The 26,541-nt window shown below is 64.8% G+C and carries 23 protein-coding genes, 3 tRNA genes and 1 pseudogene; 14 read left to right on the forward strand and 13 right to left on the reverse strand.

The features are described from left to right. Positions 1-5: 5 nt before the first annotated feature. Positions 6-1,250 (forward strand): metal-dependent hydrolase, encoded by a 1,245-nt coding sequence (locus DESPIGER_RS13420; protein WP_072335108.1) that lies wholly within the window; start codon positions 6-8, stop codon positions 1,248-1,250. Between the two features lie 351 nt (positions 1,251-1,601). Here the strand turns inward: DESPIGER_RS13420 and DESPIGER_RS07555 are convergent. Beyond that, positions 1,602-1,688: transfer RNA gene (locus tag DESPIGER_RS07555), tRNA-Leu, on the reverse strand. A gap of 556 nt (positions 1,689-2,244) precedes the next feature. On the opposite strand from DESPIGER_RS07555, the gene cbiB reads away from it, so the two are divergent. The 3 genes from cbiB (at position 2,245) to DESPIGER_RS07570 (ending at position 4,971) form a co-directional block, all read left to right on the forward strand. Then, positions 2,245-3,240: an adenosylcobinamide-phosphate synthase CbiB gene (gene cbiB, locus DESPIGER_RS07560; RefSeq protein ID WP_072335110.1), complete on the forward strand. Its 996-nt coding sequence runs from the start codon at positions 2,245-2,247 to the stop codon at positions 3,238-3,240. Between the two features lie 364 nt (positions 3,241-3,604). Then, entirely contained in the window at positions 3,605-4,345 is a 741-nt protein-coding gene (gene cobS, locus DESPIGER_RS07565; RefSeq protein WP_072335113.1) for an adenosylcobinamide-GDP ribazoletransferase, read from the forward strand. A gap of 38 nt (positions 4,346-4,383) precedes the next feature. Further along, positions 4,384-4,971 (forward strand): bifunctional adenosylcobinamide kinase/adenosylcobinamide-phosphate guanylyltransferase, encoded by a 588-nt coding sequence (locus DESPIGER_RS07570; protein WP_072335116.1) that lies wholly within the window; start codon positions 4,384-4,386, stop codon positions 4,969-4,971. A gap of 391 nt (positions 4,972-5,362) precedes the next feature. Here DESPIGER_RS07570 and DESPIGER_RS07575 read toward each other — a convergent pair. After that, a tRNA-Leu gene (locus DESPIGER_RS07575) sits at positions 5,363-5,449 on the reverse strand. 170 nt (positions 5,450-5,619) lie between these two features. Here DESPIGER_RS07575 and moaC point away from each other — a divergent pair. From moaC to DESPIGER_RS12910, 4 genes are all read left to right on the forward strand, one after another. Then, entirely contained in the window at positions 5,620-6,108 is a 489-nt protein-coding gene (gene moaC, locus DESPIGER_RS07580) for a cyclic pyranopterin monophosphate synthase MoaC (RefSeq protein WP_072335119.1), read from the forward strand. 5 nt (positions 6,109-6,113) lie between these two features. Then, positions 6,114-6,944 (forward strand): prolipoprotein diacylglyceryl transferase, encoded by an 831-nt coding sequence (lgt, locus tag DESPIGER_RS07585; RefSeq protein ID WP_072335122.1) that lies wholly within the window; start codon positions 6,114-6,116, stop codon positions 6,942-6,944. Between the two features lie 60 nt (positions 6,945-7,004). Next, on the forward strand, positions 7,005-7,223 hold the full coding sequence (gene infA / locus DESPIGER_RS07590; protein ID WP_006008898.1) for a translation initiation factor IF-1: 219 nt from the start codon (positions 7,005-7,007) through the stop codon (positions 7,221-7,223). 98 nt (positions 7,224-7,321) lie between these two features. Beyond that, positions 7,322-7,966, forward strand: a complete 645-nt coding sequence (locus DESPIGER_RS12910) for a hypothetical protein (protein WP_156831653.1) — start codon at positions 7,322-7,324, stop codon at positions 7,964-7,966. Positions 7,967-8,319: 353 nt separating this feature from the next. Here the strand turns inward: DESPIGER_RS12910 and DESPIGER_RS07595 are convergent, their stop codons facing one another. After that, complete coding sequence (locus DESPIGER_RS07595; protein ID WP_072335125.1) at positions 8,320-8,796, reverse strand: phosphatidylglycerophosphatase A; 477 nt, start codon at positions 8,794-8,796, stop codon at positions 8,320-8,322. A gap of 514 nt (positions 8,797-9,310) precedes the next feature. Between DESPIGER_RS07595 and DESPIGER_RS07600 the strand changes: the two genes are divergently transcribed. Further along, positions 9,311-9,396, forward strand: a tRNA-Leu gene (locus DESPIGER_RS07600). Positions 9,397-9,567: 171 nt separating this feature from the next. On the opposite strand, the gene DESPIGER_RS07605 is transcribed toward DESPIGER_RS07600, so the two are convergent. Next, positions 9,568-10,032: a hypothetical protein gene (locus DESPIGER_RS07605; protein WP_156831654.1), complete on the reverse strand. Its 465-nt coding sequence runs from the start codon at positions 10,030-10,032 to the stop codon at positions 9,568-9,570. A gap of 627 nt (positions 10,033-10,659) precedes the next feature. Here DESPIGER_RS07605 and DESPIGER_RS07610 point away from each other — a divergent pair. Beyond that, positions 10,660-11,217: a nitroreductase family protein gene (locus DESPIGER_RS07610; protein ID WP_072335130.1), complete on the forward strand. Its 558-nt coding sequence runs from the start codon at positions 10,660-10,662 to the stop codon at positions 11,215-11,217. Between the two features lie 285 nt (positions 11,218-11,502). Here the strand turns inward: DESPIGER_RS07610 and DESPIGER_RS07615 are convergent, their stop codons facing one another. The 5 genes from DESPIGER_RS07615 to DESPIGER_RS07635 all read right to left on the reverse strand — a co-directional run bounded on the left by DESPIGER_RS07615 (position 11,503) and on the right by DESPIGER_RS07635 (position 15,324). Further along, complete coding sequence (locus DESPIGER_RS07615; RefSeq protein ID WP_072335133.1) at positions 11,503-13,212, reverse strand: carbon starvation protein A; 1,710 nt, start codon at positions 13,210-13,212, stop codon at positions 11,503-11,505. Next, complete coding sequence (locus DESPIGER_RS07620) at positions 13,209-13,832, reverse strand: hypothetical protein (protein ID WP_072335136.1); 624 nt, start codon at positions 13,830-13,832, stop codon at positions 13,209-13,211. The genes DESPIGER_RS07615 and DESPIGER_RS07620 overlap by 4 nt, the downstream gene beginning before the upstream one ends. Before the next feature lie 105 nt (positions 13,833-13,937). After that, the gene (locus DESPIGER_RS07625) at positions 13,938-14,273 is read right to left on the reverse strand and encodes a DUF4911 domain-containing protein (RefSeq protein WP_156831655.1); all 336 of its coding nucleotides are present in this window, start codon (positions 14,271-14,273) and stop codon (positions 13,938-13,940) included. Beyond that, positions 14,273-14,614, reverse strand: coding sequence for an AzlD domain-containing protein (locus DESPIGER_RS07630; protein ID WP_072335139.1), 342 nt, complete (start codon positions 14,612-14,614; stop codon positions 14,273-14,275). The genes DESPIGER_RS07625 and DESPIGER_RS07630 overlap by 1 nt, the downstream gene beginning before the upstream one ends. After that, complete coding sequence (locus DESPIGER_RS07635; RefSeq protein ID WP_072335141.1) at positions 14,611-15,324, reverse strand: AzlC family ABC transporter permease; 714 nt, start codon at positions 15,322-15,324, stop codon at positions 14,611-14,613. Before DESPIGER_RS07635 ends, DESPIGER_RS07630 begins: the two co-directional genes overlap by 4 nt. A gap of 245 nt (positions 15,325-15,569) precedes the next feature. Here DESPIGER_RS07635 and DESPIGER_RS07640 point away from each other — a divergent pair, with 245 nt between their 5' ends. The 3 genes from DESPIGER_RS07640 to DESPIGER_RS07650 all read left to right on the forward strand — a co-directional run bounded on the left by DESPIGER_RS07640 (position 15,570) and on the right by DESPIGER_RS07650 (position 18,758). Next, positions 15,570-16,844 (forward strand): MFS transporter, encoded by a 1,275-nt coding sequence (locus tag DESPIGER_RS07640; protein ID WP_156831656.1) that lies wholly within the window; start codon positions 15,570-15,572, stop codon positions 16,842-16,844. Positions 16,845-17,007: 163 nt separating this feature from the next. Further along, on the forward strand, positions 17,008-17,580 hold the full coding sequence (locus DESPIGER_RS07645) for a flavin reductase family protein (RefSeq protein WP_072335144.1): 573 nt from the start codon (positions 17,008-17,010) through the stop codon (positions 17,578-17,580). Between the two features lie 65 nt (positions 17,581-17,645). Beyond that, positions 17,646-18,758, forward strand: a complete 1,113-nt coding sequence (locus DESPIGER_RS07650) for a DUF362 domain-containing protein (protein WP_072335147.1) — start codon at positions 17,646-17,648, stop codon at positions 18,756-18,758. Between the two features lie 140 nt (positions 18,759-18,898). Here DESPIGER_RS07650 and DESPIGER_RS07655 read toward each other — a convergent pair whose 3' ends face one another. The 4 genes and pseudogenes from DESPIGER_RS07655 to DESPIGER_RS13090 all read right to left on the reverse strand — a co-directional run bounded on the left by DESPIGER_RS07655 (position 18,899) and on the right by DESPIGER_RS13090 (position 21,468). Further along, on the reverse strand, positions 18,899-19,711 hold the full coding sequence (locus DESPIGER_RS07655; protein WP_072335149.1) for a MinD/ParA family protein: 813 nt from the start codon (positions 19,709-19,711) through the stop codon (positions 18,899-18,901). A 303-nt stretch (positions 19,712-20,014) separates the two neighbouring features. Further along, on the reverse strand, positions 20,015-20,335 hold the full coding sequence (locus tag DESPIGER_RS13305; RefSeq protein WP_231927676.1) for a hypothetical protein: 321 nt from the start codon (positions 20,333-20,335) through the stop codon (positions 20,015-20,017). A gap of 112 nt (positions 20,336-20,447) precedes the next feature. Next, positions 20,448-20,615 (reverse strand): annotated as a pseudogene (locus DESPIGER_RS13310) (helix-turn-helix domain-containing protein); the annotation flags it as partial. Between the two features lie 496 nt (positions 20,616-21,111). After that, entirely contained in the window at positions 21,112-21,468 is a 357-nt protein-coding gene (locus DESPIGER_RS13090; protein ID WP_162273855.1) for a hypothetical protein, read from the reverse strand. A gap of 679 nt (positions 21,469-22,147) precedes the next feature. On the opposite strand from DESPIGER_RS13090, the gene DESPIGER_RS07665 reads away from it, so the two are divergent. Next, positions 22,148-26,452: an autotransporter domain-containing protein gene (locus DESPIGER_RS07665; protein WP_072335155.1), complete on the forward strand. Its 4,305-nt coding sequence runs from the start codon at positions 22,148-22,150 to the stop codon at positions 26,450-26,452. Positions 26,453-26,541: the final 89 nt, after the last annotated feature.

Here is a 26,541-nt window from a genome sequence, read left to right on the forward strand (position 1 = left end):
ACATCATGGATCCTGTCACCCATGCCGCCAGCGGCGCCCTGGCCATGCTGGCCATGCCGCAGCGCCCCGCCACACGCTGGGCCCTGCCCCTGGCAGCCTTCGCGGCTGCCGCTCCCGACCTGGACATCCTGGCCGCCAGCGGCCCCCTGCAGACCCTGCTGCTGCACCGCGGCATCACCCACGCCCTGGCGGCGGCGCCGCTCATGGGACTGCTGCTGGCCATCCTGGCCCGCCCCCTCTGGCGCTACGACACCCGCAATGCCTGGTCGTTCGGCGGGGTCTGGGCCTTCATGATGCTCCTGGTCCTGCTGCACATCTGGCTCGATGCCCTGACCACCTACGGCACGCTGGTCTGGCTGCCCTTCTCCGGGGAACGCCTGCGCCTCAACGCCGTCTACATCATCGACCTGCTCATGACCCTGCCCCTGCTCTGGGGCATCTGGCACGGCCTGCGGCAGGAGAAGAAGCGTGCCCGGGCCCAGGGGGCCATCCCCTTCCCCTTCCAGGAAACGGCCTCGCTCACCGTCTCTGACGGCAAGCCCGGCGTCCGGCTGGCCCTGTTCTGGAGCATCCTCCTCTACCCGGCCCTGGCCCTGGGCTGCCAGATCTGGCACACGCAGCAGCTGCAGGCCGCCCTGTCCGCCCAGGGACGGGACATCCGCCAGCTGGTGGTGCTGCCCGATGCCTTCGCGCCCCTGTTCTGGCGGGCGCTCTATCTGGAAAAGCTGCCCGCCCGGCCCGCCGGCGCCCCCTCCTGGCAGACGGAGCTCGATCCCCTGCTGCCCCCGGCGGACAGGCAGGAAGACCTGGTGGTCCGCATCCAGGGGCTGGATGCCCTGGGCCGCCCCCACGGCCGGGAGGAGACCCGCGTGGCCGCGCCTGCCGGCCTGATGACGGCCCTGGCCCGCCAGTCCGTGGCCTGCCGGGCCTTCGAGCGCTTCCTGCTGCTGCCCGTCATCACGCCGCTGCCCGAAGGCCTGCGCACCACGGACATGCCCGGTGCCAGCCAGTGGCTGCTGCACGACGAACGCTTCGGCTCGCAACTGGAGCTGGTGCGGAAGATCATGGCCATGCGGCCCAATGCTGGCATCCCCTTCCAGCTCATGCTGCAGCTGGAACCCGGCAACATGGGCCCGCGCCTGCTGCAGGAACGCCTCTATTTTTCCGACAGCCGCCGCGATTCCGGCTGGCAGGCCCCGCGCCGTCCGTCCCCGCCCGCCTTCCTGCCCTGGCTCGCGGGATTGCGCTAGCAGATTGCAGGGACACGAAGCCTTTTGACAGAGCCTGAGCTGCCCCGGCTCTTTGTCCGCAGCCCTGCGGGGAACGGGCACGGCCCCGCGATCCTTCCCGGCAGCAGCGTACTGCCGCCCCTGCCTCCGCGATGCACAAAACGCGCCTCTTCCATCTGGAAAGAGGCGCGTTCCTTTTTGCGCCGTCCATGCCCATGCCGCGAACGCGGACATCCCGCCGGGAGGGCCTGAATACAAAAAAGCCGGGGCAAGGCTGCTGCCCGCCACCGGCGATCATCCATGACCGGCATGGAAACTGCCCGGCCCCGGAAACAGGAAAAGGCTGGTATTGCTACCAGCCTTGCTTTCCATTGGTGCCGAAGGGGAGAGTCGAACTCCCACTCCGTTGCCAGAACTAGACCCTGAACCTAGCGTGTCTACCAATTCCACCACTTCGGCGCGAAAATGTGTGTACAGGATTCGCCCCCTGCTGGCAAGCTTTTTTTTCCGCTTTTCCCCATTTTTTATGGGGACACATAAAAGCACCATGTTCTGGAAAGATCCGGCGGGACGCCATGCTGAAGGCGGCCGGGCAGGTTCCTGCGGGACGCCCCGGCACGGACGCAGACCCGCCCGCCGCATGGCCGTGGCAGAGCCTGAGGCACCGGGCTGACGCCGCCTTCTCTGGAGATGCGATGCGGGCACGGGATGGCAGGCAGCGCGCCAGGGCGGACGGTCCTTCCCTCCCCTTGCGCAGGCAGCCGTTTTTTCGCAGACTGGCAGCCCGGCCGAAGCCGGAAAAACAGCAAGGATCCCCCATGCGCCGCACTGCCCCCCCGACCTCCCGGCCCGCATTTTTCCCCCTCCCCCGTGCACGGCACGGGCAAGGGCACGGCTGTCTCCGCTCCCTGTCCCGGACACGGCAGGCGCGGGCCCGTCCCCTCTTCCGGCCCGCCAGTCCGCCGATGACGGCCGCACGGGCACCGCTCCCCTCCGCACGCACAGGAGCATGGCGATGAGCGCGCTGTCCGCCCTGCTCCTCCTGCCCGCCGCCCTGCTGCTGGACCGTCTGTTCGGTGAGCCGCCGGCCCGCATCCATCCCGTCTGCGGCATGGGCGCCCTGGCCGCCGCAGCGGAACGCCTCTTGCGTCGCGGCCCCGACGGCGCACGCATGACACTGGCCGGTCTGGCGGCCTGCCTGGCCGTGATCCTGCCGGTGGGCCTGCTGGCGGCACTGCCTGTGCTGCTCGCCGGGGGGATGCTGGGGGACGCGGCCGCCTGGATCGTCTGTGTGGCCGTGGTCTCCCTCTGTCTGGCGCCCCGCTGCCTGGACGAGCACGCCCGCCGTGTGGCCCTGCCGCTGGAACGGGGCGATCTGGAAGCGGCCCGCCGGGCCGTGGCCATGCTGGTGGGGCGCGACCCGCAACAGCTGGATGCCCACGGCGTGGCCCGGGCCTGTGTGGAGAGCGTGGGCGAGAACCTGACCGACGGCATCCTTGCCACCCTGTTCTGGGCGGCCGCGGGCCTGCTGCTGGCCGGACTGCCCGGGGCCGCGGCCCTGGCGGCCTGCCACCGCGCCGCCAACGTGCTGGATGCCCTGTGGGGCAGGCTCGACGCGACCTACCGCTGTTTCGGCACGGCCGCCGCCCGTCTGGACGACGTGCTCAACTGGTGCCCGGCGCGGCTGGCCCTGCCCTGCATCGTGCTGGCCGCGGCCCTGCTGCCCGGCCTTGATGCCCGTGCCTGCCGCCGGGTGGGCTGGCGCGACCGCCACGCCCACGAAAGCCCCAATTCCGCCTGGAGCGAGGCCGCCTTTGCCGGGGCCCTGGGCCTGCGCCTGGGCGGACCGGCCCGGTACGGCCCCCTGTACCGTGACCATCCCTGGCTGGGCGACGGCAGCCCGCTGGCCACGGCCCGGCATATCCGGCAGGCCGTGCGCCTCATGTGGGCCTCCGTGCTGGTCTTCGCGGCTTCGGCTTCCCTGCTGCTGGCGGCAGTGGCCTGTATCTGAGACGGCTCCGGCGAAGGCGGGAGGGGACACCCCGCCAACGGGACACGGTACGGCGGCCCCCGCAGCGTTCCCCAACTGGCCGCCCGCCGGACAGGCAGGAGAAGGATATCCGGCCACAGCGGCCCTGAAGCAGCCCGGCATGGCCCCGTGTTGCCGTGTCCGCCGTGTCCTCACGGCTGTCCCCGTCATGGCGCCGCCAGATTTTGAACAACGCCGCCAGATTTTTCTTGGACGGGCTGCCCACGACGCCTGGCCCCCATCCCGGCCGGGGCTCCCCCTGTCCGCGCCCGGCATGGCCGAATCCATTTTGCATCCATGACAGGATGACGACGTTTCCCTTCAACCTCCAGCAAGGTGATCGCACATGTCCATCATCACTTCTTTCCGCGCCGGTCTGGCCTTTTTCACCCGCATCCCCGTGGGCGCCGCGCCCCTGCCGCCCACGCTCTCCGGTGTGGTGGCCTGGCTGCCCGCCGTGGGCCTGCTGGTGGGCGCGCTGGCCGCCCTGGTCCTGCTGCCGGCTGCCCGGCTGGGCCTGCCCGCCCCGCTCTGCAGCATCGGGGCCGCCCTTGTCTGGACCGTCGTCACCGGCGGCCTGCATCTGGACGGGGTCGCCGACTGCGGCGACGGCCTGCTGGTGGAGACCTCTCCCGAGCGCCGCCTGGCCATCATGAAGGATTCCCGCCTGGGCAGCTTCGGCGCCCTGGCCCTGTTCTTCGTCCTCTCCATCAAGGTCGCGGCGCTGGCGGCACTGGCCGGGATGCCCTCCCTGCACGCGCTGGGGGCCTGCTGTCTGGCCGGACTGCTGGGCCGCTGCCAGGTCTTCGCGGGCATGCGTCTGCCCTCGGCCCGGCCCGGCGGTCTGGGCGCCATGATGCACGACGGCATGAAGCCCCGCTACGCCTATACGGCCCTCGGGCTCTGCCTTGCGGCCTGCCTCGTGATGGGGCGGCATGGCCTCTACAGCCTGCTGGCTGCCGGGCTGGTGGCCTTCTGGCTGCTGTCCGCGGCCCGCAAGCGCATCGGCGGCGTCACGGGCGACGTTTTCGGGGCCCTCATCGAGACCACGGAATGCGCCGTGCTGGCGGCCTGCTGCCTGCCGTAGGCCCACACGGCACCCGCATCCGAAAAAAGGAAGAGACTATGACGGAAGATCTTGACCTGACCCTGTTCCTGGGCGGGACCCGCAGCGGCAAGAGCGCCCTTGCCGAGGCCCTGGTCACGGCCAGGGCCCAGGGGCCTGTCTGGTATCTGGCCACGGCCCGGCCCCTGGGGGACGACGACGCCATGCACGAGCGCATCCGGCGCCATCGCAGCCGCCGCCCCGCCTGCTGGCACACGCTGGAATGTCCCCGCCATCCGGGCCGGGAACTGGAGCGCCTGCTGGCCGCCCACGCCGGGGACGGCCCCGTGCCCACGGTGCTGCTGGACTGCGTGACCCTCTGGATGAGCAACATCCTGTTCGCGCTGGACGACCCCCACGATGCGGCGGCCTTCGAGGCCGGCCTCACGGAAGAAGTGGAGGGACTGCTGCACGCCATGCGGGCCTTCCCCTGCCGCTGGGTGCTGGTCTCCGGCGAGACCGGCCTCGGCGGCATACAGGCGGGGCCCCTGGCCCGTATTTTCGACGATGGCCTGGGCCTGGCCAACCAGATGCTGGCCGCACAGGCCCGGGATGCCTTCCTCGTGGTGGCCGGGCGCTGCCTGCGGCTGGAAAAGCTGACGTTTTGAGCTCCAGCCGGGCCGCAAGGCGACCGTCCCCCGCGGGCCAGGGGAGCAAACAGGCCGCTGGGAACGAGGCCGCCCCCAACGGACGCGCCCTCCAGGCTGGTGTCCGGGCCACCGCGGCAGCCCGTCACCGGGCACTGCGGGGCGTCCATACCGCTCCCCTCCCCCACGCAAAAACAGGACGCGCCTTCCCTCCACGGGAAGAGCGCGTCCTGCTGTATGCCTGGCCCTGACGCGAGCGGCCGCCCCTTTCCGTCACAAGGAGCGCAGGGGGCACGAAAAAAAGCCGGGGCACGGCTGCTGCCGCCACCGGCTCTCATCCATGACCGGCACGAAAACCGCCCGGCCCCCAAAACAGGAAAAGGCTGGTATTTCTACCAGCCTTGCTTTCCATTGGTGCCGAAGGGGAGAGTCGAACTCCCACTCCGTTGCCAGAACTAGACCCTGAACCTAGCGTGTCTACCAATTCCACCACTTCGGCGCGAAAATTTATGTAGCCCATTTGCCCCTGCCTGGCAAGTGTTTTTTGCAAAAAAATTTCCGGCCCGCCATTTTCCGCTCCCGGCCTGCCCGTCAGGCCCCGGCCGCCTTGCCTTGCGCCTGTCCATGCGCTACACAGCAAGGCACACTCTTAATGCAAGGATACGCCTCATGCAGGACAATTTTTCCCATCTGGACAAGGACGGCAACATCACCATGGTGGACGTGGGCGCCAAGCCCGACACCCGGCGCGTGGCCATTGCCGAAGCCATCGTGGAGCTTTCTCCCCACACCCTGAAGCTGCTCAAGGAATGCGCCCTGCCCAAGGGCGACGTGCTGACCTGCGCCAAGGTGGGCGGCATCATGGCCGCCAAGCGCACCGCGGAGCTGATCCCGCTCTGCCATCCCCTGAGCCTGAACCTGGTGGACGTGCGCTTTGAGGTGCGCGACACCCCGCCCAGCGTGCGCATCGAGGCCGAGACCCGCACCACCGGTCCCACGGGCGTGGAGATGGAGGCCATCATCGCCGCCCAGACCGCCGCCGCCGTCATCTATGACATGTGCAAGGCCGTGCAGCGCGACATCGTCATCAGCCGCGTCCGTCTGCTGTTCAAGGACGGCGGCCGCAGCGGCGCCTTCCACGCCAAGCCCCTGGACTGAGACGGATGCAGTTCCCTGCCATCGATCCCGTGGCCTTCAGCATCGGCTCCCTGCAGCTGCGCTGGTACGGCCTCATGTACTTGCTGGCCTTTTTCGTGGGCTGGGGCCTGGCCCGCCGACGGGCCTCCCGCCCCGGTTCCGGCTGGAAGACCGTGGATGTGGACGACCTGCTGACCTTCGTCATGCTGGGCGTCATCCTGGGCGCGCGCCTGGGCTATGTGCTCTTCTACGACCTGCCCGCCTATATCGACGATCCCGGCGAGATACTGCGCATCTGGAACGGCGGCATGTCCTTCCACGGCGGCCTGCTGGGCGTGCTCTGTGCCTTCTGGTATTTCGCGCGCACCCGCAAGAAGTCCTTCCTCGAAGTCTCGGACTTCATCGCGCCCCTGGTGCCGCAGGGCCTGTTCTGGGGCCGCATGGGCAATTTCATCAACGGCGAGCTCTGGGGCAAAGTCAGCGACGTGCCCTGGGCCATGGTCTTCCCCACCGGCGGGCCCTGGCCGCGCCATCCCTCGCAGCTCTACGAAGGCCTGCTGGAAGGGCTGGTGCTGTTCGTGGTGCTCTGGATCTTCTCCGCCCGGCCGCGCAAGGCGGGGGCCGTCTCCGGCCTTTTCGCCCTGCTCTACGCCGTGTTCCGCTTCGGCGTGGAATTCGTGCGCGTGCCCGACGCCCAGCTGGGCTACCTGGCCTTCGGCTGGCTGACCATGGGCCAGCTGCTCTGCCTGCCGCTCATGGCCGCGGGCCTGTGGCTGCTGTGCCGCACGCCGCGGGCACAGGCCGCCGTGGAGCCCGCAGCGGCTCCCCGCAAGGGCAGGAGCGCACGAAAGCGTTGACAGACCTTGCGTCTTCTGGGTAAATATTTCGCCGCTTATCTGAATTTTTCTGGAGGAAATATGGCTAAAGAAGGTTCCATTGAAGTTGACGGCGTGGTGCAGGAAGCCCTGCCCAATGCCATGTTCCGTGTGGAGCTGGAAAACGGCCACGAAGTGCTGGCGCACATTTCCGGCAAGATGCGCAAGTTCTACATCCGCATCCTGCCCGGCGACCGCGTGAAGGTGGAGCTCTCTCCCTACGACCTGACCCGCGGCCGCATCACCTACCGCATGAAGTAGCCCGCACCCGCCCCGCCTTTGCAGCGCACCCCTGGCCTACTGACAGAGGTGCGCTTTTGTTGCGTCCCGCGGATGGGGACAGCATCTGGGGAAAAGATATGATATCCGAAGCTGACTTGGTAAAGGCCCTGCATAAAGGCGCCTGCAAAGCCACAAAAGATTATCTGGAATGGTCTGACGGCACTTTCCTGAACGAATGCGCCGGAGAGAGTTACATGGTGGCATGTATGGCACAGGCTGTGATGAAGACTCCGTCTCCTCCCCCATACCTCTGCCTTGAATATTGCCTTTCGACTCTTAAGGATGATTGGGATAAACGCCTTCCCAGTTGTCTTAAGGGATCAGGACGCCTTGATATGGCTCTTCTGAACAAAGACAAACAGCTCAAATTTGCTATTGAAGCCAAGTGTTCCACTGCTTGGGCTGATAATTATGCTGATGACATTAAAAGACTGATGCATCTTTGTAGGAAGCTCAGAAAAACATCGACAGATGGGGCATTGCAAGCATGCATTTTCATTACTTCTGTGTACTCATATAGCATCAGCAGTATGGAAAAAGCGAGAAAACAACTAAATGAAAAAATATCAGACTGGGAAAGCTATATAAATGATATTCGCCTTAATTATCAGAAACAGTATGGCGAAATTTCTACTTGCTTCAGCATTTTCCCCAATTATAATGTAAATGAGACGAGCGATTTAGCCCAAATATCGACCTCTCTTTGTTGTATCATCAAGTAGGGTAGAATATTTCTAAGCATTCGCTCTGCGGAGGCTTTTTGTTACCGCAGTAAGTACTTCAATCGTCCATTTATCCTTCTTTTCCCGCTCACAGCCCACGAAAAAAAGGACGCCGCAGCGTCCTTTTTTTGTTTTTCCAAAAGCCACAAGGCCCTATCGTCCCCAGTCTGACTGGGCTCGCCTTTTCCGCCCTTCTCTCCCAGCAAAGCGGCCTGAGATGGGAGGAGGCTTGCAGGAGAGGGCTTTTCGCGCACACCAGCCACTGTAAGGCAGGCCCTCCGAGACCATACCCGTTGCTACCTGAGGCGGGCATCGGCAGCAACGCGTGAAGGATTCTTTCTTCCCCCCTTTCCCTAGACCCAGCCCAGGGCCCGCAGCACCAGCATGCAGCACATGGCCATGAGACCGGCCAGGATATCGTCCAGCATGATGCCCCAGCCGGCGGGCAGCCAGGTTTCCGAGGCGTGCACGGGCCAGGGCTTCCAGATGTCGAACAGGCGGAACAGGGCGAAGGCCCAGACCAGGCCGGGCCACGACCACTGGTCCGCGCCCAGGGGCAGCAGGGCGATCCAGACGCCCGCCAGCTCGTCGATGACCACTTCCCCGGGGTCGGTGCGCCCCAGCAGGATCTCGGCCCGGGTGGCGGCCAGACCGCCGGTCACGACGATCACGGCCAGAAAGAGCAGACGCCCCCAGAGCGGCAGGGGCAGAAAGATCAGCGGCGCCAGCAGGGCGGCCAGGGCCGAACCGGCCGTGCCCGGAGCCCTGGGCGAAAGTCCGGCGATGCCCAGACGGCAATAGGCCAGGATGCAGGTATTCCAGAATGACATATCTCTCCTCCACGGCTCCGCGGTCCGGGGGACACGAAGGCAGCCAGGCTCAAGGACGTCCACGGCAAGGCGAATGCCCCACAGATGCCGGAGCCACGCAGCCACGCACGTCCATGCCCGAGCGGACGAGCCATTGACGCTACCGGGACGCCGCTGGACCACAACGAACACACGAACGGATGCGCCCCCCGGCATGGGCAGGGCGGTCCGCTGCGGACAGGATGCCGCGCACGGGCGACGTGCCCCCAGCGCATCCCTTCGTGGCCATCCCTTCGCCGCTGCCTGACCGTCCATGACGGCCCTGGTACTTGTCCCGATGCCGCTTCCCTGTCTGCATCCACGGCAGGGCCGATGCTACGGCACGGCACGGGCAAAGCCCGGCTGTGCGAAAATGCGGCCCCTTTCCGGGGCCTCCCCGTAACGGCGGAGCCTGGGGCAGTGTAACGGCTCGGCCCCCGTCTGGCAACGCCCGCCCCTTGACGGCACAGGAGCTGCCAGCTACAAAGGAGCCCACGCCCGGATGGTGGAACTGGTAGACACAAGGGACTTAAAATCCCTCGGCCACCGGCTGTGCCGGTTCAAGCCCGGCTCCGGGTACCAGAAAGAGGGAAGGTCGTCGCGGCGCATGTCTGCGGCGGCCTTTTTTCTGTGCAGCCGCCTGCCGCGACAGCACCTCCGGCTGTCTGGCAGGGAGGGCACTCCGCGCCCGGAGGCCTTCCGGCCCCTGTGCCGTCAGCCGGCGGAGACGGACAGGCGCGGGCTCGGCGGGACTCAGTACGAAATGGGTTCGAAGATGCCCGCGACCCGGCAGGTGCCGCCGTGCAGGCGCAGCGTACCGGAAAGGCTGTCCTGCATCTCCAGCACGGCCTCGTCCCGCAGGGCCAGTGTACGGCAGCCCGCCGCGAAAAGCAGCGTCTCCGAGTCCGCCAGACGGTAGATGCCCTCCTCTTCCCGGGTGACGGTGACGTTGTGGGCCCCCCGCCGCAGGCGCTGGCGGGCATAGACCCTGTCCACGGTGCAGCGCGTGCCGTCCGCGAAGACGAGTTCGCCCGCACGCAGCGCGGCCCGTTCCTCAAAAGCCCGGACGGAACAGAATGCCGTCTTGATGAGGAGGTCCTGGTCGAACACGGCGTAGAAATCGCCGGCGGTCCGGGTCACGCGGACGGGATGCTGCCCGGCCGGGCAGGTGACAGCGGTAAGGAGCAGGAAGGTCAGGGTCCACAGGATCCGTTGCATGTATCCTCCAGTACGATGTTCCGGCGCTGCGGCATCCTCCCGCTCCCCTTCCGGCACGTTCCCTCCCGTGACCCTGGCGGGGCCGGGGACGGCAATGCCCGTCTGGCCGTACCGGGAAACGGGGATGAGGGAAAAGGACAGGGCCATCAGGGACATGGCGGGGCCGCCCCACAGGCAGCACCTTTCCTGCGCTGACTACGGGAAGTGCGGGACAAAGTCCAGCGCCCGGCACAGGCTCTGCTCACTGCCTGCCGGAGAGCCCGTCCAATATCCGATTAGGCATCCCGCGCCCCACCCGCATCACTGCCGGTCACAGAAAAGGCTGCAGTTCCATCCTGCTTGCCGCAAGCCCGCCTCTTGCCGCAGCCCCTCGCATCCGGGGACAGGGACGCTGCCCCCAGACAAAAGCCTGCCGCCTACTCTTCCGGCTTTGCTGAATCTCTCCCTCCTGCCGCCACACCTGCCGCATCAGCCCGGCCGTATCCGTCCCCAAGGGATGCCCGTCGCGCACGCCCGGCAGCGCCCCTTCCCCTTGCTCGACTTTTGCGGCCCCCCGCCCTATAGTGGCAGGGTGTCCGCGCCCGCTGCGGACGTTTCCCTGTCCTGTCCAACCCGGGAGGTCTCGTCATGGACGCCCTGCAATGCATCCTCACCCGCCGTTCCTGCCGTTCCTATGAGGACCGGCCCATCCCCAAAAAAGAGATCCTGGAGCTGCTGACCGTCGGCACCAAGGCCACCACCGGTTCGGGCATGCAGCCCTGGGGATTCGTGACCCTGGAGGGCCGGGAAAAGATCGCCGCCCTTTCCGACGAGATCAAGGTCTGGCTCAAAGAGAACTTCGCGGATTTCCCCTGGCTGGCCCAGTACAGGGAATGGCTGGACCATCCCAACTACAACATCTTCTACGACGCCAACAACATCATCTGCGTCTACGGGGACACGGCCTCGCACTGGTATGTCTATGACGGCACCCTGTGCACGGCCAACATCATGCTGGCCGCCCATGCCAAGGGCATCGGCTCCTGCTGGATCGGCTTCGCCCAGGACTTCATGGACCGGCCGGAGATCAAGGCCCGCTACAAGGTGCCGGAACACTGCCGCTTCGTCAGTGCCCTGAGCCTGGGCTACGCCAAGGGGCACCTGCCCGAAGCCAAGCGCAAGGAACCGCTCATCTTCAACAGCTAGCTCCCCGGAACGGAGATCCCCGAAGCAGACCGCCATCGGGCCGCCCCCGCGCCGCGGCGGCGGCTCCGGGCCATCCAGGCCGCAGGTGTCTGCGGATGGGAGATAGCCAACCGGGCCATCCCCCTGCCGGGACAGGCCATCCCGGCGCATCACCCGTACAGCCCAGCGCGAAAAGGCGGATCCTTGGATCCGCCTTTTTCATCGTGTGTCGCGTGCCGTCAGGCAGGCGCCCTTCCCGTCAGGGGCGGTGCCCTTCCGCCGGCCTCTTCATGGAGAAAGACCCGTCTAGGCCGTCTTCGCCGCCGGGCGCCCCTTGCGGCGCAGGGCCTGCCAGCCTTCGTGCACCAGCACCAGCGACAGCGCCAGCAGCAGCACGGCGATGACCAGTTGCAGGGCCGCCACGGTACCGCCCGTCCCGGCCAGCAGGGCACGGCCCTGGGCCACGATGCCCAGCACCAGGGCGGAGAGCGTCACCAGCAGCATGAAGAACATGGGCAGCAGGAACATGCCGTTGCGGCGGGAAAGGTTCTGGAGCCAGCAGGCCACGGCCAGCAGGGCCAGAGCGGCCAGCAGCTGGTTGGCCGCGCCGAACAGGGGCCAGATCTTGGCATAGCCGCCAAAGCCCAGGCTCATGCCCAGGCCCACGGTCACCAGCGTGGCCACATATTTGTTGACCAGCACGGCCCGCCAGCCGCGCACGTCCTTCACGCTCTGGCCCGGGGCCAGCCACAGTTCCTGGAACATGTAGCGGCCCAGGCGGGTGGCCGTATCCAGCGAGGTGAGGCAGAAGGTGGACACGGCCAGGATGATGAGGCCGTAAGTGACGCCGCGGGCGCTCTCGCTGCCCAGGCCCACGCAGGCCAGCATCTGCGACAGGCCGTCGGCCAGCACCTGGGTGGGCGTCTGGCTGGTGAAGGCATGGCCGTTCCGGGTGAAGATGTAGCCCACGGCGATGAGCGAGGCGATGCCCAGCGCGCTTTCGATGAGCATGGAGCCAAAGCCCACCAGGCGGGCGTCACGCTCGCTGCTCAACTGTTTGGACGTGGTGCCCGAGGCCACCAGCGAATGGAAGCCCGAGATGGCCCCGCAGGCCACGGTCACGAACAGGGCCGGGAAGAGGTACTGGCCGTTGACCTCGAAGGAGGTGAAGGCGGGCAGCTCGATGACCGGATGCGCGGCCACGATGCCCACCACGGCGGCCAGCATCATGGCGTAGAGCAGGAAGGAGCTGAGGTAGTCGCGGGGCTGGAGCAGGATCCAGACGGGCGTCACCGAAGCCACGAGGATGTACAGGCCCAGCAGCCACATCCAGGTATCGTAGCCCGCATAGACGGGGAAGCGCAGGCCCAGGGCGATGACGCCCACGATGCCTGCCACGCCCAGCAGGGTGGCCCTGCCCAGGGGCATCTCGAAGCGGTAGACCAGCAGGCCGAAGATCACGGCCAGCACGATGAACAGCAGGGAGATGGTGGCCGTGGAGCCGTTGACGTGGTTATGAACCAGCGCGCCCGAGGCATCGCTCATGAAACCGTTGAAGGTGCCCGCCACGATGGAGGCGAAGGCCCCCACCACCAGCACCAGGGTCAGGAAGGAGAAGATGACGAACAGGCGCTTGGCGCGCAGGCCGATGCTGCCGGCGATGACCTCGCCGATGGAGCGGCCCTTGTTGCGCAGGGAGGCGAACAGGGAGCCGAAGTCATGCACGCCGCCGAAGAAGATGCCGCCGACCACCACCCAGATGAAGCAGGGCAGCCAGCCGAAGACGGCGGCCTGGATGGGGCCGTTGATGGGCCCGGCCCCGGCGATGGACGAAAAATGGTGGCCCAGCACCACCGGAGCTTTGGAGGGCATGTAGTCCACGCCGTCGCGGAACTGGTGGGCAGGCGTGGGACGGGAAGGATCGACGCCCCAGACCTTTTCCAGCCAGGCGCCGTAGACGAAATAGCCCAGCCCCAGCAGGGCCAGGCCGCCAAGGAGCAGATACAGGGAATTCATGATGCACGCTCGCGAGGAAAAAGGGACGGGAACGCCCTGCGCACCAGCGGCAGCAGGGTGGCCCGGGCTGCCTCGTTGCAGACGCAGGCGGCATCGGGGGGGACGGTGTCGCGCCGCGGCGCGGAAGGCAGGATGAGGGCCAGCGCGCGCAGGCGCATCCAGCCGCGCAGGCCCAGCCAGAAACTCTTGCGGACACGGCAGCGCGCCAGGGCGGCGGCCGCGTCCTGATGCCATGTCCGGCACAGGATGATGACGCTCACATACGAGGCCATGTGCTCGTCGTGGGGCCGGATACGGGCCCGCCCCCAGGCCAGGGCCCCGTCACGGATGCGCTCCCAGGCGGCCGCGTCCAGCCGGGGCAGGCAGTGGACCTGCACATATTCGTGCGTCTCCGCCGCCCAGAGCGTGGCCTTGCGGTGCAGCACATAGGCCTCGTCACGACGGTGGAAGGCGCAGAGGGCGCGCAGGCTGCCGGGCCCGTCCTGCCGCTCCACATCGAAGCTCGCGGCGGCCAGGGCCGCCAGCAGGGCATCCGGCCGGACGTCCGGGGCGCTGTCCTCCGCGATGGCGCGGGGCCGGTCCGCGTGGCCGTCCTTTCCTGAGGGGGCATCCTTCTCCATGACAAAAACTCCCGTCTCCCGGGTCCGCCGCCGCCCTGTGCGGACAGGCGGCGTGCCGGGGACGCCGGGGAGGGACGTGCCGGACGCGCCTCCCCGCCAACGCTATCAGGCCCTGTCCAGGGGCCAGGGTTCCACCGAAAATTCCAGGCTCCCGGCCATCTCGGCCAGGGCCCGGCGCAGGGCCTCTTCCCGGTGCGGCGAAAAGACCAGCTTGAGCAGGGCCGTGCGCGGCTCCAGCACGGTGAAGTAGGCCGTGTTGTCATAGCCTTCCAGCAAAAAGCGGAACAGGGCCGTATCCTCCGCGGCCAGACGCACCAGCAGCCTGGCGCTGCGGGCCGGAGGCGGCAGGGGCGGCGCGGGCTTGCGCGGTTTGCGCAGGGCCGGGGGCAGGTGGGCCTCCCGCGGCTGGAAGGGGCCGTGCGGCCGGGACTCGTGTGCCATCAGTACCATCCCAGATAACGCATCAGGGCCACGAAGCCCATGGAAAAGGCTATGGTACCGAAAAAGCTCTTGCTCCACCAGGCCACCAGCAGGGCCGGGAGGGCCGTCATCAGGAAGAGGTTGTGATGCGTGGGCATGAACTCGCCCTGATAGATGAAGACGTCCGGGCCCAGCAGGGCCGCCATGACGGCCACGGGCACGAAGGAGAGCCAGTGGCGCAGCAGGTCGGGCAGGCTCTCGGCATGCAGGTACATGACCGGCCCCACACGGGGGATGACCGTCACCAGCATGCAGCCCACCAGACAAAAGAGCAGTTCCGCGTGCTGCTGTATCCAGATCATGCGGTTTCCTCCTTCTTTTCCGGCAGGGCGCTTTTGTTGCGGTGCAGCAGGGCCACGCCCAGCGAGGCGCCCAGCACCGTGGCCACCACCACGTTCCACTGGCCCATGCCGGCCAGCTTGAGGCTCAGGGAGAGGATGGCCGTCACGATGGCCACCAGCACATGCAGGCGGCTGACGCACTGCGGCACCAGCAGGGCCAGGAACATGGCCGTGAGGGCGTAGTCCAGGCCCAGGGGCTTCACGTCATGGACGAGCCCGCCGCAGAACACGCCGATGACCGTCCCCAGCACCCACGAGGCATGGGCCGTGAGGTTGCAGGTGAAGAGCGTGGCCGTGCAGAGCTTCCAGCCGCGCTGGAAGGCCGTGATGTGCACGCCGAAGGTCTCGTCCGTCATCTCGCAGCCGAACAGGAACCGCTGCCAGCGCTTGAGCGGCGCCAGCGGTTCGGCCATGGCCGCGGACATGAGCAGATGGCGCAGGTTGACCACGAAGACCGCCACGATGACGGACAGGGCCCCCACACCGGCCCCCCACAGCCCGGCGCAGACGAACTGCCCGGAACCGGCGAAATGGAACACCGACATGGCCACCACCAGGGCGGGGGGGATATTGCTCTTGACGGCCAGCACACCAAAGGCGAACGCCACCGGCACATAGCCCAGCACGATGGGCAGGGCCCGGCGCACGCCATCCATATAGGGAGATGCCACGGCAGCCTCCTCTCCTGAAAATGAAAGGGTCTTCCTAGCCCTTTTCCTCCCCCTTTGGCAAGGGCTCCCTGCGGCGCGGGACACACTATCCTCGTCGGCGCCGTGGTCGGTGAGGGCGTAAGGGCCCCCTGAACGCGGGACACACTGCGGCCGGCACGCGCCCCCGCGCTCCCCGGCGCTTGCCAAAGCGGGGCTTTTGGGGGAAAATCATCGTTTCCCAACCTTCAGTGCTTTCCCGAGGCCGCATGTCCGCCCTGTCATACTTCGCGCCCCGTGCCCTGCCGCCCGGACTGGCGGCCAAGGCACGTTCCCTGACCTGTCTTTCCCTGCTCTGTTTCGCCCTGGCCGACGTCCGCGACGGTCTGGGGCCTTTTCTGGGCATCTTTTTGCAAAGCCACGGCTGGACACCGGACAGCATAGGCTACGTCATGACCATCGGCGGCCTGGCGGGCATGGCCGTCACCACGCCCCTGGGCGCCCTGGCCGACGCCACCCGCCACAAGCGCCTGCTGCTGGCCCTGGCCTCGACGGGCATCGTGGCCGCCCTGGCCCTGATCTTCCTCTGCCAGCATCCGTTGCTGGTGGGCTGCGCCCAGATCGTCCAGGCCGTCTGCGCGGCGGCCATGGCCCCGGCCATCAGCGGCCTGACCCTGGGCCTGGCGGGGCAGTCCCACCTGCCCGCCCAGCTGGGACGCAACGAGGCCTGGAACCATGCGGGCAACGGTCTTTCCGCCATGCTGGGCGGGGCCATCGGCTACTGGTACGGCGTGCCCGGCGTCTTCGCGGTCATGTGCTGCATGCTGCTCCTCAGCCTGTACGCCCTGCACGGCATCGCTCTCCGCGACATCGACCATGCCCAGGCCCGGGGCCTCGCCCCCGAGGCGGATGACGCCGCGCCCGCGCGGCGCGCGGCCCTCTGGCACGGTCCCGCGGCCCTGCCCGTGCTCTGCGTGGGGCTGGTCATGCTCTTTTTCCATCTGGGCAACGCCCACATGCTGCCCCTGCTGGGCCAGTCCGCCGTGGCCCGCTTCGCCATCAACGGCGCTGCCTATACCGCCGCCACGGTGGTCATCGCCCAGGGCACCATGATCCTCGTGGCCCTCCAGGCCGCCCGCCTGGCCCGCAGGCGCGGCTACGGCATCCTGCTCTGGTGCGCCCTGCTGGCCCTGCCCCTGCGCGGCTGCATCGCGGGCTTCTGGCACAGCCCGTGGAGCATCATCCCCGTCCAGGTGCTGGACGGCGTGGGCGCGGGCATCATGGGCGTGGTCACGCCCGGCCTGGCGGCCCGGCTGCTCAACGGCACCGGCCACGTCAACCTGGGCCTGGGCATCATCATGACCCTGCAGGGCATCGGCGCCTCGTGCAGCGCCTCCTACGGCGGTCTGGCGGCCCATCTGCTGGGCTACGGCCCCGCCTTCCTGGCCCTGGCGGCCGCCCCCTGCGTGGCCCTGGGCATCCTGCTGGCGGCCGTGCGCCGGCTGCCGCGCCTGCATCACGCCCTGCTGCCCGCGGAAGACTGACGGCCCCGCGCCCCGCGACGCACGACGAGAGGAAAAGGCAATGACACCTTCACGGCAAACGTGGTATCCATCCTCTGTTGCCACAGGCCGCGGGCGGTGCTATACAGCCATCCTTCACACGCGCTTGTACAGCACGCATCATGCATGACAAGGAGGTCCCGCCATGAAAAAAGCTCTTGGTCCCGTCACTCTGGCCTATCCCATGCCGGCCTTTCTGGTGGCCGCCTATGATGAAGAAGGCAAGGCCAACATCATGACCGCCGCCTGGGGCGGCATCTGCTGTTCCAACCCGCCCTGCATCGCCGTTTCCCTGCGGCCCGAACGCTGGACGCACAAGGCCATCGTGGCGCGCAGGGCGTTCACGGTGTGCGTGCCCTCGGCGGCCCAGGCCGCCATGGTGGACTTTGCGGGCATGGTCTCCGGCGCCAGGGGGGACAAGTTCTCGGCCACCGGCCTGACCGCCGTGCGCAGCACGGTGGTGGACGCCCCCTATGTGGACGAATGCCCGCTGGTGCTGGAATGCGAACTGCAGGCCACGCTGGAACTGGGCAGCCATACCCAGTTCGTGGGCCGCATCCTCAACGTGGGCATCGAGACCGACTGCCTCAACGAAAGCGGGCAGCCCGACATGTACCGCATCGACCCCCTGCTCTATGACGGCGGCCAGAAACAATACTGCCGCGTGGGCGAGCCGCTGGGCAAGGCTTTTTCCCTGGGCCGCCAGTACGGCCTGTAACACCCGAACGTCCGCGCCGTCCTCCGGGACGGCGCTCTCACCTCTACGCTGGAGAACAGACGACAATGAGTGCTTCCAAAGTCTATTTCACCGACATGCGCTGCCCCGTGGGCACCGGCCTGCTGGACAAGCTGAAAAAACTGATCGAAAAGGCCGGCATCGACAGCATCGACATGGACAACAAGTTCGTGGCCATCAAGATCCATTTCGGTGAGCCGGGCAACCTGTCCTTCCTGCGTCCCAACTTCGCCAAGGTGGTGGCCGACAAAGTGACCTCCCTGGGCGGGCGCCCCTTCCTGACCGACTGCAACACCCTGTATGTGGGCCGCCGCAAGCACGCCCTGGAACATCTGGCCGCCGCCCAGGAGAACGGCTTCTCGCCCCTGAGCACCGGCTGCCAGATGATCATCGCCGACGGCCTCAAGGGCACCGACGAGATGGAAGTGCCCCTGGAAGGCTGCGACCACTTCCAGAGCGCCTTCATCGGCCGCGCCATCATGGATGCCGACATCTTCATCAGCCTGACCCACTTCAAGGGGCACGAGCTGACCGGCTTCGGCGGTGCCATCAAGAACATCGGCATGGGCTGCGGCAGCCGTGCGGGCAAGATGGCCATGCACAGCATCGGCAAGCCCAGCATCGACCCCGAAAAATGCCGTGGCTGCAAGACCTGTACGCACTATTGCGCCCAGTCGGCCATCAGCATCGGCGACGACCACAAGGCCCGCATCGACCATGACCTGTGCGCCGGCTGCGGCCGCTGCATCGGCGTGTGCAACTTCGACGCCATCAGCAATGCCTTCGACGCCGAGAGCGTCATCCTCAACGAGCGCATGGCCGAATACACCAAGGCCGTCATCCAGGGCCGCCCGCACTTCCATGTGAGCATCGTCAACCAGGTCTCGCCCTACTGCGACTGCCACGCCGAGAACGATGCCGCCGTGGTGCCCGACATCGGCATGTTCGCCAGCTTCGACCCCGTGGCCCTGGACCATGCCTGCATCGACGCGGTCAATGCCGCGCCCGCCATCAGCACCAGCGTGCTGGGCCAGTGCGCCCACGAGCACAACGACCACTTCACCGACATCCACCCCAGCACCAACTGGCGCAGCCAGATCGAGCATGCCCAGAAGATCGGCATCGGCAACATGGACTACGAGCTGGTGACCGTGAAATAGGGCCTGCCCCCGCTGTCCGGCGACAGCGCGCGACCAACGGAAAAACGGCGTCTTCCGACGCCGTTTTTTTATGCCCCCGCGCCTGCCGCGGTAAGGCACCCGGGCGGCAGCGGAAGAGGGCAGCGAAGGTGCGCGCCCTTCTAGCGGTAGAGCAGCTTTTTCCAGAAGAACTTGATGTTGCCGTCGGCGCTGGGCGCGGGCTCCCAGTGCAGGATGGTGTCCGCCATCTTTTCCAGGCCCCGGCAGACGGGGCTTTCCGGCAGGCAGCGGCAGAAGGGCTGCTGGCGCACCACGGCCTCGTGCACGCCGGGGTCACGGGGCAGCACGCCGGCCAGATCCAGCGAGACCCCGCCCAGAAAGTGGTCGCAGACATCCGTGAGCCGCACGAACATCTCGCGGGCGCTCTTCATGTCCCGCGCCATGTTGACGCAGACCTGGAAGCGCTCCACGCCGTGCTGCGTCTTCAGCACCTTGATCAGGGCATAGGCATCCGTCAGGGAGGTGGGCTCCGGGGTCAGGACGACGAGCCGTTCCTGCGCCGCCACGTTGAAATAGAGCACGCTGTCGTTGATGCCCGCGCCCGTGTCCACGATGAGGAAGTCCAGCTCGTCCTCCAGCTCGTCCATGGCGTCCAGCAGTTCCAGCTTCTGCCCCGGATTGAGCGCCAGCATCTCGCTGACCCCCGACGAGGCGGGCAGGATGGAAAAGCCGTATCCCGTGGGCAGCAGGATGTCCCGCAGGGAGGCCCCCTCGTGGAACAGGTGGAAGATGTTCTTTTCGGGATGCAGGCCCAGCAGCACGTCCACGTTGGCCAGTCCCAGGTCGGCGTCCAGAAGCAGCACACGCTTGCCGCGCGCCGCCAGGGTCAGGGCCAGATTGACCGAGATATTGGTCTTGCCCACGCCCCCCTTGCCCGAGGTGACGGAAAATACCAGAGGATAAGTGCTGTTCATGGGTGCTCCAGATGTCAGGTCTTGCCCGGACAGAGTACGATATCTGCCTGTCCCGTCAAGAGCAGGGAGGACACGCCCGCCGGGCAGCGAAGGGAACGCCCGCCCCGGGCCCGGAGCCCGGCACGCGCAGGCGCATCCGCGACAGGGAAGGCAGGGCCTGCCCCGTGCGAAGGCCCTGCGCCCGCATCTTCCGGCCTGCGCCGGATGCCGGGCGTCCATGCGTGACAGGTCCTGTGCTCCCCGGGAGCGGGGAGCGGCGCCCATGCCGGGCCACGGGATGCCCCGGCACCGGCGGGACCCGCCCTAGTTCCCCTCCGTCTTGCAGTTTTCCTGCAGACGGGTGCAGCGCCCGCCGTGGCGGGAGACCGCCAGGGCAGCCATGCTGTCATCGCCTGCGGCGCGGGCATGCCCCCGCGCGAGCTCCTGTGACTGCTCCAGCCGCGCAAGGCGCTCGCCAAGGTCGGCATTTTTTTGCCACAACTGCCTGTTTTCCCGGTTCAGGTCCCGGCGCTCCGCCTCCAGCTGGTCCAGGCGCTCCTGCAGCCAGCGGCAATGGGCCCGCAGGGCGTCGTTCTCCATCTTCTCGTTCTGGCCGGGAACGACCCGGCAGGCCGTTTTTTTCATCCGCCGGGGACCTTTCTCCGGCCGGCTCTCCGGGGCCGCCCTCCTGCGGGCCGCCCGCCGCAATGTCTTCAGGGGCCTGCATGGCCCCTGTGCCCGACATCAGCCAGGAGACATTGATCCGGCATTTTTTACAAATGGTTAGGATAACATCAGCATTGGGACAGTTTTCCCCACGTTCGTAACCGCCGAGAGCGCCCTTGCTGATGCCCAGCAGGCCGGCAAAAGCCTCCTGGGACATTCTGCCCCGTACATGACGGATGCGTTCTCCAAGTTTCTGCATATGTTTTCATCCTTACCCACCCCAAAAAAGAATAGAAAATCAGCTGTTAACAAAAAAATAGATATTAAAGAACACTTTCTTGTTTACTTGACCTGAATTCTGTCCTAACAAAAGAGTGTGGGCGATATTTTGTTCCACTTTCCATCATCATGAAGAACATCATAGCCGCCCACATTTGCGAACGCAATGCTGTTATGGGAAGTGTGTCTGCAATATATTGTATTTATTATCATTATTGCAGACATGCCTGTCTCGCGCCCTGACAGCCTGCCTGTACACCTGACGCCCGTTGTTGGCTGGACGTCGCAAATTCGGGAGAGATGCATATGCAACTGACCAAGGGAGCCATCGGGAACCTCATCAACCGCTACAAAGCGGTCCTCAAGAAATGCCACCTGCTCAACGTGTTCGGCTCGCTGGCCGTGGCCGGCATGCTGGTGATGGGGGGGGCTGCGGCCGCGGGGGCGGCTATCCAGCATACTTCAGGCGTTCATGATTATCCTGGAGAGAATATTTCATATACTGCGAGTGGTGATGCTATTACTGCGGATGGTACAGATACGCGTAATAATCCACAAATTAATATAGGTAATAGTGACACACAAAGCATAGCTATTAATGCTGGTGGTGGTATATTTTCTTTAAAAAGTGGACATATTACCCTAACTTCAAAAGAAGTTACTCTTATAAGCACAGACACATCAGGGTCATATTCAGCTCTGTGGGCACAAAACAATTCAACAGATAGTAATGGAATTCCTGTCGATGAACGCGCTAGCATAACAATAAATGCAGAAAATACTAATATCAAAGCAGCAAACAGCGCTATTGTTGCCATGTCTAATGGCATCATAGAAATTAATGGAAATCTTTATGTAGAAGCACAAAATGCTCTCCTTGCCAGAGGAGATGCTATTATTTCCCTTAATAAATCTGGAGAATCTACTGTTGGAATTGATGGAAATATCAATTTTAACTATGATGGACCAACATCTGGTACCGGTGTAAATGCAACAATAGATATTACTCTGAATGGTGCTGACTCCTACTGGAACGGCAACACGCTTATTTCCTGGAATGGAACCCCCAGTGACCCTTCGAAGCTTGAAGTTTCTGAAATGACGCTGACCGTCAAAGACGGGGCAACATGGACGCCCACAGCCATTCAGAATACTACTGATCAAAAGTATGCCTCTCTCAACAATCTGATCCTTGATAACGGCAACATCGATGTCAACAAAGGCGTCGAGATCGCCATCGACAAGGTTACAGGGAGCGGCTTCCTCGCTAATGAAGGCACTGTCACGCTGACGAGCGGCGCGCTGGAAGGTCGTACCGAAAACGCCGGCATCATCAATCTTGATCCAGGCGCTTCGATCAGCAATGTGACTATTGAACAGGGCGATGCCAATCCATCTGCAGCCCTGATCGCGGTTGAGGCTGATCGCACCACCCTCAACGGCGGCATGGCGACTGGGGAAAATGCCACTGCCAGCGTGGCAGGTGTAGCTGTAGATACTAACAAAAACGTGATGATCACCAGTGTTGACTTCAAGAACAACACCTTCACCGCTGACCGCAATTATCCCATCATCGGTGCTGTGACAGCCAATCTGGACGCCGAGCAGAGCCTGACCATCACCGGTTCCACCTTTGCGAACAATACCGTCGCACTGACCGGTACCGGTTCCTCTGGCGGATCTGGCGGGGCAGCGGTTTCCGTCAAGGGCCAGGGGGAAAACTCCCAACTGACCATCTTGGACAGCACCTTCAGCGGCAACCGGTACGACGACACAGAAGATGCCGTCAACGGTGCCTACGGTGGCGCCATCGGCGTACAAAACGCCTCTGTCACTCTGAACAATGTCACTCTGACCGGCAATACCGGTGACAGCGGCAATCAGGTCCAGGGGGGTGGGTACTATCAGAGCGTCGGTTCTCTGAATGCCACGCAGCTGAAGGTCACCCAGAATACTGTCACCACGTCTTCCAATCTTATGGGCGCGGGCCTGGTACTGTGGGGTACGTCCGGCAGCATCAGCGACTCCGAATTCACCGGCAATGCAGCCACAGCTGATGGGTATGCCTTGGGCGGCGGTCTGTACCTGCGCGGCTCCCGCTGGGGTGGGGAGTCTGACCTGCAGTTCAATATTGCAGATACCACCTTCTCCGGCAACAGCCTGATCTCCAAGAGTAACGACGCACAAGGCGGCGGCCTGTATGTGAAGGGGGATGAGGGCAATTCCAATAATGGAACTAATGATGGCTCCGGTGACAAGAACGGAAAAGTTAATGTCAATCTCACCGATGTGACCTTTGACAGCAACACGGTCAATGGCGCCACTGCAAGCCAGGGCGGTGCCCTGTATGTTCTGGGGGTAGACACCAGCGGCACCAGCGTTCCGGCCAACGCCACTGTCACCGTTAACAATAGCACCTTCACCGGCAACAAGGCCGAAGGAGCCGCTGGCCAGGGCGGCGCCATCTATAACGCCGGTACGCTGACCGTGAGCGGCGGCGAATTCACCGGAAACGAAGCTGGCAAGTACGGTGGTGCCATCGCTGGTGATGTGGAAGGCCAGGGCTCGCTCAATATCACCAATGCCACGTTTACCGGCAATACGTCCGGTGCCGGCGGTGCTATTGCCCTGTGGAGCGACGGTATCAAGGATGCTGCGGACCACGCCATCACTGCCCGCTTTGAAGGCAACACCGCGGAACGCAAGGGCGGAGCCATCGTCTTCCTCGCGAACCATTCAGGCGACAAAACGGTCAATGCCTCTATCAGCGGTGAGTTCCTCAATAATAGCGCTGGTGAAAGCGGGGGCGCCATCCATAGTGAGCGTGCCACGTTGACCATCACTGATGCGACCTTCACCGGTAACCATGCTACTCAGCAGGGCGGCGCTATCTACAATGCCGCCAACTCCTCCATCTCCTTCTCCGGCACCAACACATTCACCGACAACACCGCCGCCGAAGGCAACGACATCTACAACGCCGGCAGCATCACCGTGGCGGACGGCACCACCACGCTGGGCAGCGGTCTGACGCAGGTTGGCGGCAAGGTCACCGTCAGCACCGGTGCTACGCTGGACATGGCCAGCGGCAGCTCGCTTTCTTTTAAAGGCGACAACACGGCATTGACCATTGACGGCGGTACCTTTGTGGCTGATTTTGACCAGCTGCTTGAGAGCTATACCGACACCAACGCGGCCAACGGCATTACCGGTGAAAACATCATCGGCACCTCGGGCAATCTGAACCTGCGGCTGGATGGCGGTACCTACACGTTGGATCAGTATAACGACGCCAAGAAGACTCTGCTGAGCCAGGGAGACGAGAGCGCGGCCCTGAACTTCCTCAATGCCACGCTTCAGCTGAACGACGAGCAGAACCTGGTCGTGGGGGCAACTCCTGATAACGGCAATGTCACCATCGAGATGGCTCCCGTTGTGGTGGAGGGGGATCAAGCTCCTAGCGATGCCGTTGACGCGGGCAAGGAAATCCCCTCTGTGCCAGATCAGATCGTCTCGGTCGTCGCAGCGGATGGTTCGGCCGAGGATCTTCTGCCAGCCGATACCATTATTGTCAGCGACAGCAAGTTCACCGCCAAGGGTCTGGAAATCGCCGGTACGGCGGGTGCCGAGGCTGTCACCCTCAAAGTGACTGGCAGCTCCGACATCACCCTGACCGGTGGCGAAGCCGGTTTCACCGGTGTTGTGGCCAACAACGATAACGTGGCGACCGACGTGGTGGTCGAAAATGCCTCGTTGACCGTGGGCCTTGAGGGCAACGCCAGCGCCCAGAACCTGACCCTGAATGAGGTCACGGTGGACGGCGGCACCTTTGCGGTGGCGGGCAATGGCCTGGATACCACACAGGTCGAAGCCAACAAGCTGGTCACAGAAAGCGGCACCGTTGCTGTGAACAATGCCACACTGGCCGTAGAAAATACGACCGTCACGAACGGTCTGTTGAACATCACCAATACTGTTGCTGATCTGGGTACGGTACAGGCTACCGGCGGCGTGCTTTTCTTCGACCCTTCGTACGGCAATATCCGCAGTCTGAAAGATGATCAGCTTGGTTCCAAACTGCTGGTGAGCGACGGCTCCGTCGTCAATGTGGCCTCCGGTCTGGACAATCTGCAGGAGCTGGCGCAGAAGGCGGGCTTCACCACAACAGCCATCGGCAGCGGTAAGTTCACGCTGGGCGCTGGCCAGTCCATGCTGGCCGTGGGGCAACCCATTCAGCTTACCAGCACTGGCCAGATCGTCGTGGATGCCGGTGTCAATGCTTCTGGCAACATCAGTAGCAACCCGGTAAGTCAGGACGCCTACTTCGGTAACAACTCCCTGCTGGTGGTCAACGGCAATACCGTCAATGGTACTACAGCAGCTATTGATCTTGCTAAAACCACGGATAAGGACCTCTACGTCCAGAACGGCGCCAAGCTGCTCATTGCCGACGCGGTGGCCGGGCAAACGTATACGGTCATTGCGAATGCAGACAATGCGGATACTGCCTTCAACGGCACTTCCTATACCAATGCCTCCGCCACCGGCTGGAAGGACGCCAACCTGCTGACCAGCTCCGACATGGTCACCCTGACCTTCGAAGACGGCACGGTGTTCAAGAGCGTGAGCGCAGACGCCCACACCGTCTTCCCCAACCTGAGCCATGAGCTGGCCACCGCGGTCAATACGCTGTACGGCCAGCAGCTCAACGATGTCGACGCCGATGCCATGGGCGTGCGCTTCCTGAGCCGCGCCACGGACAACCGTTACCTGGGCGCGGACAAGCAGGCCGCTGCCTCCACCATCGAAAGCGCGGCCCGCATGGCCTTTGCCGGTGCCGTGCCGCAGATGACCAAGATGGCTTCCGACGCGGGCACCAATGCCGTGGTCAACCGTCTGGGCTTCGCCAACCCGGCCGACGGCGCGCAGGCCATGAACGCCGAAGGCAAGATCGTGGACCGCAACACCACCGGCTTCGCCCTGTGGATCGCGCCCCTGTGGCAGAACCAGCACGGCTGGGGCATGGAAGCCGGCAATCTTGATTACGGCTTCAACGGCAATCTGGGCGGCGTCTCGCTGGGTGCCGACTACACCTTCGAAAACGCCATCCGCGCCGGTATCACCTTCAACATCGGCGGCGGCTATGCCGAATCCAGCGGCGGCGACCTCAACAGCACCGAGAACCGCATGACCTTCTGGGGCCTGGGCGCCTACGCCGGCTGGAACTACGAGAACTTCGGCCTCATGGCCGACGTGTCCTACACCAGCACCTGGAACGATCTGGAACAGGACATGGATGGCCGCATGGGCATGGGCGACCTGGAAGCCGACGTGCAGGCCACGGCCATCAGCGCCGGCCTGCGTGCCGAATACAAGCTGGAGACCAGCGTGCTGGACATCATCCCGCATATCGGCGTGCGCTACATGAGCCTCAATACCTGGGGCTATGATGTGGACACCAACGGCGGCACGGTGCTGGAAGGCGACGGTTTCCATCAGGACATCTGGACCTTCCCCATCGGTGTGACCTTCAGCAAGGACTTCACCCTGGACAGCGGCTGGTTCTTCAAGCCCAGCGTGGACTTCAGCGTGATCCCGGCCGCGGGCGACATCAAGGCCAAGCAGGACGTGGCCTTCACCGGCCTGCCCGGTACCTATGAGGTGGAGACCCAGATGATGGATTACCTCACCTGGCAGGGCGGTGTCGGCATCCAGATGGGCAACGACAACCTGAGCTTCGGCGTCAACTACACCCTGCAGGCCGGCCAGAACACCACCGGCCACGGTGTGTTCGGCAGCTTCCGTTACGAGTTCTAACCATCAAACCTGCGCGGCGGCCGTCGAGAGTCGCGGCCGCCGTGTTTTGCCAGGGCCGGTCTCCGCACCTTCCGGGAGGCCGGCCCTGC

It is taken from the genome of Desulfovibrio piger (assembly GCF_900116045.1).
In the GTDB taxonomy this organism is placed as follows: domain Bacteria; phylum Desulfobacterota; class Desulfovibrionia; order Desulfovibrionales; family Desulfovibrionaceae; genus Desulfovibrio; species Desulfovibrio piger_A.

What these genes read in the sequence shown, in the direction of transcription:
- DESPIGER_RS13420 (WP_072335108.1), top strand. Translation starts at nt 6, where the DNA reads ATGGATCCTGTCACCCATGCCGCCAGCGGCGCCCTGGCCATGCTGGCC.
- cbiB (WP_072335110.1), top strand. Translation starts at nt 2,245, where the DNA reads ATGAGCGCGCTGTCCGCCCTGCTCCTCCTGCCCGCCGCCCTGCTGCTG.
- cobS (WP_072335113.1), top strand. Translation starts at nt 3,605, where the DNA reads ATGTCCATCATCACTTCTTTCCGCGCCGGTCTGGCCTTTTTCACCCGC.
- DESPIGER_RS07570 (WP_072335116.1), top strand. Translation starts at nt 4,384, where the DNA reads ATGACGGAAGATCTTGACCTGACCCTGTTCCTGGGCGGGACCCGCAGC.
- moaC (WP_072335119.1), top strand. Translation starts at nt 5,620, where the DNA reads ATGCAGGACAATTTTTCCCATCTGGACAAGGACGGCAACATCACCATG.
- lgt (WP_072335122.1), top strand. Translation starts at nt 6,114, where the DNA reads ATGCAGTTCCCTGCCATCGATCCCGTGGCCTTCAGCATCGGCTCCCTG.
- infA (WP_006008898.1), top strand. Translation starts at nt 7,005, where the DNA reads ATGGCTAAAGAAGGTTCCATTGAAGTTGACGGCGTGGTGCAGGAAGCC.
- DESPIGER_RS12910 (WP_156831653.1), top strand. Translation starts at nt 7,322, where the DNA reads ATGATATCCGAAGCTGACTTGGTAAAGGCCCTGCATAAAGGCGCCTGC.
- DESPIGER_RS07595 (WP_072335125.1), bottom strand. Translation starts at nt 8,796, where the DNA reads ATGTCATTCTGGAATACCTGCATCCTGGCCTATTGCCGTCTGGGCATC.
- DESPIGER_RS07605 (WP_156831654.1), bottom strand. Translation starts at nt 10,032, where the DNA reads ATGCAACGGATCCTGTGGACCCTGACCTTCCTGCTCCTTACCGCTGTC.
- DESPIGER_RS07610 (WP_072335130.1), top strand. Translation starts at nt 10,660, where the DNA reads ATGGACGCCCTGCAATGCATCCTCACCCGCCGTTCCTGCCGTTCCTAT.
- DESPIGER_RS07615 (WP_072335133.1), bottom strand. Translation starts at nt 13,212, where the DNA reads ATGAATTCCCTGTATCTGCTCCTTGGCGGCCTGGCCCTGCTGGGGCTG.
- DESPIGER_RS07620 (WP_072335136.1), bottom strand. Translation starts at nt 13,832, where the DNA reads ATGGAGAAGGATGCCCCCTCAGGAAAGGACGGCCACGCGGACCGGCCC.
- DESPIGER_RS07625 (WP_156831655.1), bottom strand. Translation starts at nt 14,273, where the DNA reads ATGGCACACGAGTCCCGGCCGCACGGCCCCTTCCAGCCGCGGGAGGCC.
- DESPIGER_RS07630 (WP_072335139.1), bottom strand. Translation starts at nt 14,614, where the DNA reads ATGATCTGGATACAGCAGCACGCGGAACTGCTCTTTTGTCTGGTGGGC.
- DESPIGER_RS07640 (WP_156831656.1), top strand. Translation starts at nt 15,570, where the DNA reads ATGTCCGCCCTGTCATACTTCGCGCCCCGTGCCCTGCCGCCCGGACTG.
- DESPIGER_RS07645 (WP_072335144.1), top strand. Translation starts at nt 17,008, where the DNA reads ATGAAAAAAGCTCTTGGTCCCGTCACTCTGGCCTATCCCATGCCGGCC.
- DESPIGER_RS07650 (WP_072335147.1), top strand. Translation starts at nt 17,646, where the DNA reads ATGAGTGCTTCCAAAGTCTATTTCACCGACATGCGCTGCCCCGTGGGC.
- DESPIGER_RS07655 (WP_072335149.1), bottom strand. Translation starts at nt 19,711, where the DNA reads ATGAACAGCACTTATCCTCTGGTATTTTCCGTCACCTCGGGCAAGGGG.
- DESPIGER_RS13305 (WP_231927676.1), bottom strand. Translation starts at nt 20,335, where the DNA reads ATGAAAAAAACGGCCTGCCGGGTCGTTCCCGGCCAGAACGAGAAGATG.
- DESPIGER_RS13090 (WP_162273855.1), bottom strand. Translation starts at nt 21,468, where the DNA reads ATGATGCCATTAGACATGGCAACAATAGCGCTGTTTGCTGCTTTGATA.
- DESPIGER_RS07665 (WP_072335155.1), top strand. Translation starts at nt 22,148, where the DNA reads ATGATCACCAGTGTTGACTTCAAGAACAACACCTTCACCGCTGACCGC.